At 73.6% G+C, this 11,266-nt stretch carries 10 protein-coding genes; 9 read left to right on the top strand and 1 reads right to left on the bottom strand.

What is annotated here, in order from left to right; all coding sequences use genetic code 11:
- The first annotated feature begins 115 nt into the window (after nt 1-115).
- The 3 genes from dprA to ACZ3J7_RS32925 all read left to right on the top strand — a co-directional run bounded on the left by dprA (nt 116) and on the right by ACZ3J7_RS32925 (nt 4,216).
- Complete coding sequence (gene dprA, locus ACZ3J7_RS32935) at nt 116-1,417, top strand: DNA-processing protein DprA (protein WP_465627062.1); 1,302 nt, start codon at nt 116-118, stop codon at nt 1,415-1,417.
- Between the two features lie 1,246 nt (nt 1,418-2,663).
- On the top strand, nt 2,664-3,470 hold the full coding sequence (gene whiG / locus ACZ3J7_RS32930) for an RNA polymerase sigma factor WhiG (protein WP_465627113.1): 807 nt from the start codon (nt 2,664-2,666) through the stop codon (nt 3,468-3,470).
- 83 nt (nt 3,471-3,553) lie between these two features.
- Complete coding sequence (locus ACZ3J7_RS32925) at nt 3,554-4,216, top strand: TetR/AcrR family transcriptional regulator (RefSeq protein WP_465627061.1); 663 nt, start codon at nt 3,554-3,556, stop codon at nt 4,214-4,216.
- 8 nt (nt 4,217-4,224) lie between these two features.
- Here ACZ3J7_RS32925 and ACZ3J7_RS32920 read toward each other — a convergent pair whose 3' ends face one another.
- Nucleotides 4,225-4,860 (bottom strand): peptidoglycan DD-metalloendopeptidase family protein, encoded by a 636-nt coding sequence (locus ACZ3J7_RS32920; protein WP_465627060.1) that lies wholly within the window; start codon nt 4,858-4,860, stop codon nt 4,225-4,227.
- Nucleotides 4,861-5,445: 585 nt separating this feature from the next.
- Here ACZ3J7_RS32920 and rpsB point away from each other — a divergent pair.
- From rpsB to rlmN, 6 genes are all read left to right on the top strand, one after another.
- Nucleotides 5,446-6,354, top strand: coding sequence for a 30S ribosomal protein S2 (gene rpsB, locus ACZ3J7_RS32915; RefSeq protein WP_465627059.1), 909 nt, complete (start codon nt 5,446-5,448; stop codon nt 6,352-6,354).
- 132 nt (nt 6,355-6,486) lie between these two features.
- Nucleotides 6,487-7,326 carry a translation elongation factor Ts gene (gene tsf / locus ACZ3J7_RS32910; protein WP_465627058.1) on the top strand — a complete coding sequence of 280 codons (840 nt, stop codon included), beginning with the start codon at nt 6,487-6,489 and terminating at the stop codon, nt 7,324-7,326.
- A gap of 289 nt (nt 7,327-7,615) precedes the next feature.
- On the top strand, nt 7,616-8,371 hold the full coding sequence (gene pyrH, locus ACZ3J7_RS32905) for a UMP kinase (RefSeq protein WP_100836193.1): 756 nt from the start codon (nt 7,616-7,618) through the stop codon (nt 8,369-8,371).
- 81 nt (nt 8,372-8,452) lie between these two features.
- Nucleotides 8,453-9,010, top strand: a complete 558-nt coding sequence (gene frr / locus ACZ3J7_RS32900; protein ID WP_014138333.1) for a ribosome recycling factor — start codon at nt 8,453-8,455, stop codon at nt 9,008-9,010.
- Nucleotides 9,007-10,065, top strand: coding sequence for a phosphatidate cytidylyltransferase (locus ACZ3J7_RS32895; RefSeq protein ID WP_465627112.1), 1,059 nt, complete (start codon nt 9,007-9,009; stop codon nt 10,063-10,065). The genes frr and ACZ3J7_RS32895 overlap by 4 nt, the downstream gene beginning before the upstream one ends.
- A 99-nt stretch (nt 10,066-10,164) precedes the next feature.
- Nucleotides 10,165-11,265: a dual-specificity RNA methyltransferase RlmN gene (gene rlmN, locus ACZ3J7_RS32890; RefSeq protein ID WP_465627057.1), complete on the top strand. Its 1,101-nt coding sequence runs from the start codon at nt 10,165-10,167 to the stop codon at nt 11,263-11,265.
- The last annotated feature ends 1 nt before the right edge of the window (nt 11,266 follow it).

The raw sequence follows: 11,266 nt of genomic DNA, 5'->3' as shown, positions 1-11,266 counted from the left end.
CCGGTACCCGCCGCGCTGCGCCGGGCCGCCCTCGGCGCACCGCTCGCACCACGGGCCGCCGGACCCGGCGGCCGCGCCGAGGGCGGGCGGCCAAGGCGCGGCGGATCCGGCACCCATGGGCTGGGCGGATACGGACCGGCCGACCCCGACCCAGCCCAGTGCGACCGGGGGCGCGGACGCCGACCGCGCCGACCGCGCCGTCCGCGCCGGGGCGGCGCGCGGCGAACCGCGCGTCATCCGGCCCACGGCCTGGGCCGCGCCGGTGGCCCCGCCCGACCCGCCCGAGCCCGAGCGGGTCTCACGGGCGGCGCTCACCAGACTGATCGAGCCGGGCGACGCCGCGATCGGCCGGGCCGTTCAACGGCTCGGCGCGGTGAGGCTGGTGCAGGGGTTCTACGAAGGAGCCCCCGCGGAGCGGCTGGGGCTCGGCGCCGACCGGATCGCCGCGTACCAGGAGAGGCTGCGGAAGTTCAACCCGGCCGCCGACCTGGAACGCATCGCCAAGCTCGGTGGGAAGTTCATCATTCCGGGCGACAGCGAATGGCCCTCCCAGCTCGACGACCTCGGCGACAGCCGCCCGGTCGGGCTGTGGGTCCGCGGCCTGCCCGCGCGGCGGCTGCCGTCGCTGCGCCTGCTCGCCCTGCGGTCGGTGGCCGTCGTGGGATCGCGGGCCTGCACCGCGTACGGGCGGCACGTCGCCGGCCAGCTCGGCTCCGAACTGGCCGAACGGGGCTGGGTGGTGGTGTCCGGCGCGGCCTACGGAGTGGACACCGCCGCGCACCTCGGGGCGCTGGCGGTCAACGGGATGACGATCGCCGTGCTCGCCAGCGGGGTCGACATCTGCTACCCGCGCGGGAACGAGGCGCTGATCGAGCGGATCGGACGCGACGGGCTGCTGGTGAGCGAGCTGGCGCTCGGGATGAACCCGACCAGGTTCAGGTTCGTGCTGCGGAACCGGGTGATAGCGGCGCTCACCCGCGGCACCGTGGTGGTCGAGGCCGCACCGCGCAGCGGCGCGCTCAGCACCGCGCGGCGGGCGTTGGACCTCAATCGGCACACCATGGGCGTCCCGGGCCCGATCACCTCCGAACTCTCGGCCGGCGTCCACGCGTTGATCCGGAAGGGGGCGGCCAGCATGGTCACCAGCGGTGCCGAGGTCGGCGAACTGATCGGTGCGATCGGCGCCGACCTGGCCCCGGAGCGGGTCGGCCCGATGCTGCCGAGGGACGCCTTGGAGCCGCCGGTGGCCCGCGTCCTGGAAGCGGTGCCGGCGAGTGCGGACGGCGCGCCGGTACAGCGACTCGCCCACTACGCGGCGCTCTCCGAGGCGGCGACCGTCCAACACCTCCACGAGCTGAGTTCGCTCGGTTTCGTCGAGCGACACGGAGCGCATTGGAGGTTGGTGCGTCGCAAGTGATCGGACCCGGGCGGAGCCGGACAGGATGAGGGGTTCTGAAGGGGTGAAACGGTCAACGGGAGGTGCTGCGAGGCGAGTTGAGGGACGATGGTGGACCGGCCGACTAGGCCGGGAGGCCGCGTGGAGCGCCCGGGTCCGGGCCGTGTGGTGGTGTCGCGAGGTCCGTGCCGGTCGGCGGCCCGGCCGGGGGAGGTCACCCCTGGGCGGGTCGGACGGTCCGACCGCGACGCGCCGGTGTCGCCCTTTGCCGCCACCGGATCGGGCGACGCCCGAGTGGCGGTAGCGCTGTGCAGCGACTCGGTCACGCTACGCTCGCTCATGGCGTCCCTATCAGCACATGACTCGGCAGAACGGCGCAGACCAACGCATGCCCACTCACATTCCCGGACACAGGGTGACCGGTGACGGTCGGTCCCCGGACGGGACGGGGGCCGAGACCCACAACGCCGCGGAACTGCGGGCCAGGTCCGCGGGAGTCGTGGGAATGACGAGGCCGGGCACCGCCCCGGCCGCGGCCCCGCAGCCCCAGGTCCGTCCAGTCCCGCCCTCCCCCCTCCCGCGCCCACCGGCCCTGCCCGGGCCCGCGCCCCGGCCGACCCCGGCACCCCCGTCGACCGACCGCGCCGGACAGGTGCTGCCCTGCCCGCAGGCGGCACCGCCCGGCGTGGTCGCCAACCCGCACCCACGCGGCGGAGCGGACAACGGTGCCGACGTCGGCGCCACTGCGGGGAAGAGCGCGATCGCGGGAGCGGGCGCGGGGGTCAAGCCGGGCGGTCGGAGCGGTACGGGAGGCTCGGGCCGAGCCGCCGGCGTCAGCGAGCGGGGCGTCGGCGGGCAGGGTGTCGGCGAGCGGGGTGTTGACGGGCAGCGGTCCGAGTCGGTGGCCCCGGCGGTGCCCCCGGCCGGGCGGTCGGGGCGCGGTCAGGCCAAGCGGGGAACGCGGGCGAAGGCGAAGGAGCCGTCCGCCCGGAGCACCCAGGTCCGCCGCCAAGCGGGCGGGCCGCCGCCCGCGCGCTCGTCCGAACTCCCGGGCCGGGGAGCGGCCGAGAGCCCGGGCGGCACCCAGGGCACGCCGCCACCACCGGTGCCGCGCCCCGCGCCCGCGCCTGGTTCTGCGTCCGCGTCGGCACCCGCGCCGCTCGCGGTGCCGCGTCCCGGGCCGGGGGTGACGACGACCGACGCGGTGGCTCCGGCCGTGCCCGTGCCCGGTGCCGGACCGACGGGGACGGCCGGGGCGACGGTGCCCGTGCCGGCGGCGGCGCCCGGGGCGGGGGAGGGGGCGAAGGGGGCCGACCAGTCGGCGCTGCAGGCACTGTGGCGCTCGTACAAGGAGAGCGGTGACCACGGGCTGCGGGACCAGCTGATCCTGCACTACTCGCCGTTGGTGAAGTACGTGGCGGGTCGGGTCGGGGTCGGACTGCCCGCGAACGTGGAACAGGCGGACTTCGTGTCCTCCGGGGTCTTCGGGCTGATCGACGCCATCGAGAAGTTCGACATCGACCGGGCGATCAAGTTCGAGACCTACGCGATCAGCCGGATCCGCGGGGCGATCATCGACGAACTGCGGGCGCTGGACTGGATCCCCAGGTCGGTCCGGCAGAAGGCCAAGGCGGTCGAGCGGGCCTACGCCACGCTGGAGGCCCGGCTGCGGCGCACCCCGCACGATCCCGAGGTGGCGGCGGAGATGGGCATCTCGACCGACGACCTGCACACCATTTTCAGCCAGTTGTCGCTGGCCAACGTGGTGGCGCTCGACGAGCTGCTGCACTCCGCGGGCGAGGGCGGGGACCGGCTCACCCTGAGGGAGACGCTGCCGGACAGCGGCGCGGACAACCCGGTCGAGATCGCCGAGGACCGCGAGCTGCGGCGGCTGCTCGCCTCCGCGGTCAACACCCTGCCCGAGCGGGAGAAGACCGTGGTGACGCTCTACTACTACGAAGGCCTGACCCTGGCGGAGATCGGCCAGGTGCTCGGGGTGACGGAGAGCCGGGTCAGTCAGATCCACACCAAGTCGGTGCTGCAGCTGCGGGCGAAGATGTCCGACGCCCGCTGAGCCGCGCCCGGCGGTCGGTGCGTGGTGGCCGGTGGGAGCGGGATGTCGTGTCCAGCGGCCGTCGGCGTCCGTACAGTTGGGGCGTGCCGAAAATCCGGGCGGCCACGGTGGCCGAGCATCGACAGTTGCAGCGGGCAGCGCTGCTGGACGCCGCGCGCGTCCTGTTGGCGGAAGGCGGCCGGGAGGCGCTGGGCTTCGGCGCGCTCGCGGCGCGCGCCGGCCTGGCCAGGTCCTCGGTGTACGAGTACTTCCGCTCCAAGTCCGAACTGGTGGAAGCGCTCTGCACGGTCGACCTCCCACTCTGGGCCGCCGAGGTCGAGGCCGGCATGGCGGTCCGCGACAGCGCGGCCGAGCGGGTCGAGGCGTACGTCCGAGGCCAGGTGGCGCTGGCCACCGACCCGGTGCACCGGGCCGTGGTGGCCGTCGCCGAGTACGAACTCGACGACGCCGCGCGGGGCAGGATCCGGGCGGCGCACGCCGGGCTGACCGCGATGGTGGTGAGCACCCTGGAAGAGCTCGGCCACGACCGGCCGGGCGTCGCGGCCGTGCTGCTCCAGGGCGTGGTGGAGGCGGCGGTCCGCCAGACCGAGCGGGTCCGCGGCGAGGACGCCGCCTCGACCGAAGCCGTCCGGGAGATCGCGGACGCCGCGGTGCGCTTCGCCCTCGACGGCCTGCGCCCGGTCGACCCGCCCGCCGCCCCCGCGGTGGCGCGCGGGCCGGAGCCGGAAGGGCCCGCCGGGAGCTGAACCGCCCGTCAGCGCGGGGGCAGCAGCGGAGGAAGCGGCAGCAGCCGGGCCCGGCCGGAGCCGAGCAGGGCGAGCGGGTCCAGGTAGCGGTCGCCGCGCAGCAGCCCCCAGTGCAGGCAGGCGGTCGGGCAGTGGCCGGGGTCCGCGGTCACCACGCCGATCGGATCGCCCGCCGCGACGGCCGCGCCGACCGGCGCGGAGCCCGCCACCGGCAGGTACGTGGCCCGCAGCGGGGGAGCGCCCAACCCGGGGTGGGCCACCACGACCACCGGCCGTCCGGCCACCCGCCCCGCGAAGGTCACCACGCCGGGCGCCGCCGCCCGCACCACCGTGCCCGGCGCGGCCGCCAGGTCCACCCCCCGGTGCCCCGCGGCCCAGCGGGCCGGCGGCGGCTCGAACCGCCGCAGCACCCCCGACCGCCCGCCCACCGGCCACGCCCGCCCCCGGGCCGCCCCCGCGGTGGGAGGCCCCGCCGCCAACGGCTCCGTCACGAGCGGCCCCGCGACGGGCGTCCGCACCGCACCCGCCCCGGCCACCCCCACCGCCGCCTCCGCCACCCCCGTCGCTCCCACGCCCCCGCCCGACGGCAGCAGCGCCACCCCCTGCACCAGCGCCAGTACCAGCGCGCGCACCGACGTCCGCATCCCCCGCACCTCCGCTCCCGCTCCACCGCTGGCCCGGCGCCCCGCGCACCGGGCGCGCCGCCGCCCCCAGGGTGGCCCCGGCGGGGCGCGCCGCGTGCGGACAGCGCGGGGGCTGTGGACAAACCGGGGGGTGTGGACAACCGCCGTCCCCCGAAGGAGTGAACGGCCGGCGGCGGGCCGTCCGGGGAGGTGCCGGAGCGGTGGCGAAGCGGTGCCGGCGCGGCATCGCCGCAGGGCCGGGAGGACGCCGTACGCGCTGTCGGCGCGGGTGGCGGGCACGCCGGGAGTCGCCCGCCGCTCGGGCCTTCCCGTACACTTCACACGCGACCCGGTCTGCCGGGTCGACTTCGCACGCCCCGCCACCGGCGGTCCGACCCCTTCGGGGAGCGGTCGCGACGGTGCGAGTGCCGCTCGGTCCGCCGAGCCTGCCGAGGCCGCAAGCCTCGCGCAGGCCGAGCGGCTTGGCACGTCGGGGCGTCAGGCGTGACGGTCGCCCGACCGGCACGGACAAACCGAGTACCCCGGCACCCCCCAAGGCCTGAACGGTCGAACGGCGCGCCGGGCAACACACGAGGAGCACGGCACATGGCCGTCGTCACGATGCGGGAGCTGCTGGAGAGCGGCGTCCACTTCGGTCACCAGACCCGTCGTTGGAACCCGAAGATGAAGCGCTTCATCTTCACGGAGCGCAACGGCATCTACATCATCGACCTCCTGCAGTCGCTGAACTACATCGACCGCGCCTTCGAGTTCGTCAAGGAGACCGTTGCCCACGGCGGCAGCGTCCTCTTCGTCGGCACCAAGAAGCAGGCCCAGGAGGCCATCGCCGAGCAGGCGACCCGCGTGGGCATGCCGTACGTCAACCAGCGCTGGCTGGGCGGCATGCTGACCAACTTCTCGACCGTCTACAAGCGTCTGCAGCGCCTCAAGGAGCTCGGCGAGATCGACTTCACGGATGTGGCCGGTTCCGGCCTCACCAAGAAGGAGCTCCTGGTCCTCCAGCGTGAGTACGACAAGCTGGAGAAGACCCTCGGCGGTATCCGCGACATGCAGCGCGTGCCCAGCGCCGTCTGGATCGTGGACACCAAGAAGGAGCACATCGCGGTCGGCGAGGCCCGGAAGCTCAACATCCCGGTCGTCGCCATCCTCGACACCAACTGCGACCCGGACGAGGTCGACTACAAGATCCCGGGCAACGACGACGCCATCCGCTCGGTCACCCTGCTGACCCGCGTGATCGCCGACGCCGTCGCCGAGGGCCTGAAGTCCCGCGCCGGTGTCGCCAAGGGCGACGCCAAGGCCGAGCCGGGCGCCGACCAGCCGCTGGCCGCCTGGGAGAAGGAGATCCTCGAGGGCGAGAAGGCCGCTGAGGCCCCCGCCGCCGCTGAGGCCCCCGCCGCCGAGGCCGTCACCGAGGCTCCGGCCGAGGCCGCCGCCGAGGCTGTCGAGGCCCCGGCCGACGAGGCTCCGGCCGCCGAGGCCGAGCAGGCCTGACGCAGCACCAGGGTGAGGGGCACCGGCCGGGCTGAGCCGGTGGGTGCCCCTCTCTCCCGTGCCGGGGGTCCGCACCCCGGATCCCGGCACTTTCCCACGCAGACACGCGAGACGTGAGAAGAGATCACAACCATGGCGAACTTCACCGCCGCGGACGTCAAGAAGCTCCGTGAGCTCACCGGCGCCGGCATGATGGACTGCAAGAAGGCCCTGGACGAGGCCGAGGGCGACGTCCAGAAGGCCGTCGAGCTCCTGCGCATCAAGGGCCAGAAGGGCGTTGCCAAGCGCGAGGGCCGCGACGCCTCCAACGGCGCCGTCGCCGCGCTGATCGCCGAGGACAAGAAGTCCGGCGTCCTGGTCGAGCTGAACTGCGAGACCGACTTCGTCGCCAAGGGCGGCAAGTTCGTCGAGGTCGCCGACGCGATCGCCGCGCACGTCGCCGCCACCTCCCCGGCCGACCTGGACGCCGCCCTGGCCTCCGAGATCAACCCGGGCCAGACCGTCCAGCAGTTCGTGGACGAGGCCAACGCCACCCTCGGCGAGAAGATCGTCTTCCGCCGCTTCGCGCAGTTCGACAACGACGGCTTCGTCGGCGTCTACCTGCACAAGTCGGACCCGGACCTGCCGCCGACCATCGGCGTCCTGGTCGAGCTCGACCAGGAGAACGCGGAGACCGCCAAGGACGTCGCGCAGCACATCGCCGCCTTCGCGCCGAAATACCTCTCCCGCGAGGAGATCCCGGCCGAGGAGCTGGAGAACGAGCGCCGCGTCGCCGAGGCCACCGCTCGCGAGGAGGGCAAGCCCGAGGCCGCCCTGCCGAAGATCGTCGAGGGTCGGGTCACCGGCTTCGTCAAGGAGAACGCCGTCCTGGAGCAGGCGTTCGCCAAGGACAACAAGAAGACCGTCGCCAAGGTCCTCGACGAGGCCGGCGTCACCCTCAAGCGCTTCGTCCGCTTCCGCGTCGGCGCCTGAGACCCGTTCCCCGCGGTCCGTCCCGCCTTCCCGGCCCCGCGCCGGACATAAGGTAGGAGGGACCGCCCCGTCCGCGAGGACGGCGGAGCGCGCCGACCCAGCCCTCCAGCACCCCCAGGGGGCGGCGTCGGCACCATGAACGACGAGGAGGCCATTGCCGTGCAGGAGACCGTACCGGTTCCCGCGGCAGTGGCCTCCTCTCGTGTAAGCGGCGCCGGGTCCGCACACCCGGCCCCGTGAACAGCACTTTGCAGATCTGCTGACCAGCAGGCGGAGAAGGAGAAAGTCCATGCAGGAGACGCAGGAGACCGCGCCGGGCGGTGCACGCCGCCGGGTACTGCTCAAGCTGTCCGGCGAGGCGTTCGCCGGCGGAGGCGGCCTCGGCGTCGACCCGGACGTGGTGCACGCCATCGCCCGCGAGATCGCCACGGTGGTCCGTTCCGGCACCGAGGTCGCGGTCGTCATCGGCGGCGGCAACTTCTTCCGCGGCGCGGAACTGCAGCAGCGCGGCATGGACCGGGCCCGCTCCGACTACATGGGCATGCTCGGCACCGTGATGAACTGCCTGGCGCTCCAGGACTTCCTGATCAAGGAGGGCATGGAGACCCGGGTGCAGACCGCCATCACCATGGGCCAGGTCGCCGAGCCGTACCTGCCGCTGCGCGCCATCCGGCACCTGGAGAAGGGCCGCGTGGTGATCTTCGGCGCCGGCATGGGCATGCCCTACTTCTCCACCGACACCACCGCCGTGCAGCGCGCCCTGGAGATCCACGCCGACGTCCTGCTGATGGGCAAGAACGGCGTCGACGGCGTGTACGACTCCGACCCGCGCACCAACCCCGCCGCGGTCCGGTTCGACGCGCTGGACTACACCGAGGTGATCTCCCGCGACCTCAAGGTCGCCGACCTCACCGCGATCACCCTGTGCAAGGACAACGGGCTGCCCATCCTGGTCTTCGAGCTGCTGGCCGAGGGCAATATCGCCCGCGCGGTCAAGGGTGAGAAGATCGGCACACTCATCAGCGAGGACTCCGCCCGGGCCTAGTCGCCGGCGGCCCTGAGCAGCACCAGCCGTCCGGAGCACCGGGACGGGACAACAGCAGATGAACCGGACAGGGAGCACACAGTGATCGATGAGACCCTCCTCGAAGCCGAGGAGAAGATGGAGAAGGCCGTCGGCGTCGCCAAGGACGACCTCGCGGCCATCCGCACCGGGCGCGCGCACCCGGCGATGTTCGCCAAGATCGTCGCGGAGTACTACGGTGCCCTGACGCCGATCAACCAGCTGGCCTCGTTCTCCGTGCCGGAGCCGCGGATGGCCATGGTCACCCCGTTCGACAAGACGGCGCTGAAGGCCATCGAGACCGCGATCCGCGACTCGGACCTCGGCGTCAACCCGTCGAACGACGGCTCCGTCATCCGGGTGGTGCTGCCGCAGCTCACCGAGGAGCGCCGCCGCGAGTACATCAAGCAGGCCCGCGGCAAGGGCGAGGACGCCAAGGTCTCGGTCCGCTCGATCCGCCGCAAGGCCAAGGACGCGATCGACAAGCTGGTCAAGGACAAGGAGATCGGCGAGGACGACGGCCGCCGCGGCGAGAAGGAGCTCGACGACCTGACCGCCAAGTTCGTGGCGCAGATCGACGAGCTGCTCAAGCACAAGGAAGCCGAACTGCTGGAGGTCTGACCCGGACCCCGCCCGCAGCGCCCCGGACCGGCGGCCCGACCGCCCGGCCCGGGGCGCGGCTCCACCCGGGCCCGAACCCGCCGCTGCGGCCGGCTCGGTGCCCGGCGGCCCGACCCGGCCGACCCCAAACGGGTCACGCGCGGCGGCCCCCGGCATGGCGAGGGGGCGGCGCGGCACAGACTCAGTTCATGCCCCCCGCCCAGGAGACCCCCGTGGCCCAGACCGACCAGCAGCCCCGCAAGCCGCGCGGCGGCCGCAACCTGCCCGCCGCGATAGGCGTGGGCGTCGGACTCGGGGCGGTGGTCGCGGCCTCGCTGTTCGTGGTCAAGGCGGTCTTCATGGTGGTCGTCGCGGCCGCCGTGGCGGTCGGCATCCGGGAGCTCACCAGCCGCCTCGCCGAGCGCAAGGACGTCCACGTCCCGCAGGTCCCGCTGCTGGTCGGCGGCGTCGGCATGGTCGTCACCGGCTACTTCGAGGGCGGCCAGTGGGCCGCCGCGATCCTCGCCGTGACCGGCCTGGCGATGATGGTCGCCCGGATGGCCACCCCGCCCGAGAACTACCTGCGCGACATAACGGCCGGCGTCTTCACCGCCTTCTACGTGCCGTTCCTCGCCACCTTCGTCGCGCTGATGCTGGCCGCGGACGACGGCGCCTGGCGGATCCTGCTGTTCCTGGTCGTCACGATCTGCTCGGACACCGGTGCGTACGCCGTCGGCTACAAGTTCGGCCGCACCAAGCTCGCGCCGACGATCAGCCCCGGCAAGACCCGCGAGGGCCTGGCCGGCGGCATCGGCCTGTCGATGATCGCCGGCGCGCTGCTGATGCACTTCCTGATCGACGGCGGCACCTGGTGGCAGGGCCTGGTCCTGGGCGGCTGCGCGGCGGTCACCGCGACCCTCGGCGACCTCGCCGAGTCGATGATCAAGCGCGACCTCGGCATCAAGGACATGGGCACCCTGCTCCCCGGCCACGGCGGCATCATGGACCGGCTGGACTCCCTGCTGCCCACCGCCCCCGTGGTCTGGCTGCTGCTCGCGGTCTTCGTCGGCGGCTGAGCCGCCCGGAGCCCGTCCGGAGCCCGTCCGGCGTGCGAACGGCCCCCGCGACGCCACCGCGTCCGGGGGCCGTTCGGCATCTGCGACACTGGAACAACCATGCCTAAGCCCGGAGAACTGACCTTTGTCGCGCCGCGCGGCGCCAAGCCCCCGCGACACCTCGCCGACCTCAGCCCTGCCGAGCGCAAGGAGGCCGTCGCCGAGCTGGGCGAACAGCCGTTCCGCGCGAAGCAGCTGTCGAACCACTACTTCGGGCGGATGTCGGCCGACCCGGAGAGCTGGACGGACATCCCGGCGGCCAGCCGGACGAAGCTGACCGAGGCGCTGCTGCCCGAGCTGATGTCCGTGGTGCGGCACGTCTCCTGCGACGACGACGCCACCCGCAAGACGCTGTGGCGGCTGTTCGACGGCACGCTGGTCGAGTCGGTGCTGATGCGCTACCCGGACCGCGTCACGATGTGCATCAGCTCGCAGGCCGGCTGCGGCATGAACTGCCCGTTCTGCGCGACCGGCCAGGCCGGGCTGACCCGGAACCTGTCCACCGCGGAGATCGTCGAGCAGATCGCGTCCGGCATGCGCGACCTCAAGTCCGGGGCGGTCCCCGGCGGCGAGGCCCGGCTGTCGAACGTGGTGTTCATGGGCATGGGCGAGCCGCTGGCCAACTACAACCGGGTGCTGTCGGCGATCCGCCGCCTGACCGACCCGTCGCCGGACGGTTTCGGCCTCTCCCAGCGCGGCATCACCGTCTCCACCGTCGGCCTGGTCCCGGCCATGCACCGCTTCGCCGACGAGGGCCTGAGCTGCCGCCTGGCGCTGTCGCTGCACGCCCCCGACGACGAGCTGCGCGACGAGCTGGTGCCGGTCAACACCCGCTGGAAGGTCGACGAGGTGCTGGACGCCGCGTGGAACTACGCGGAGAAGTCCGGCCGCCGGGTGTCCATCGAGTACGCGCTGATCAAGGACATCAACGACCAGGCGTGGCGGGCCGACCTGCTCGGCCGGCTGATCAGGAACCGCCGGGTGCACGTGAACCTGATCCCGCTCAACCCGACTCCGGGTTCGAAGTGGACGGCCTCCCGGCCGGAGGACGAGCGCGAGTTCGTCCGCCGCCTGCAGGCCCACGGCGTGCCGACCACCGTCCGCGACACCCGCGGCCAGGAGATCGACGGCGCCTGCGGCCAGCTGGCCGCCGCGGGCTGAC

It is taken from the genome of Kitasatospora sp. NPDC015121 (genome assembly GCF_055562955.1).
The sequence above is the reverse complement of the archived record's forward strand: the minus strand, read 5'-3'. Positions and strand labels throughout refer to the sequence as shown.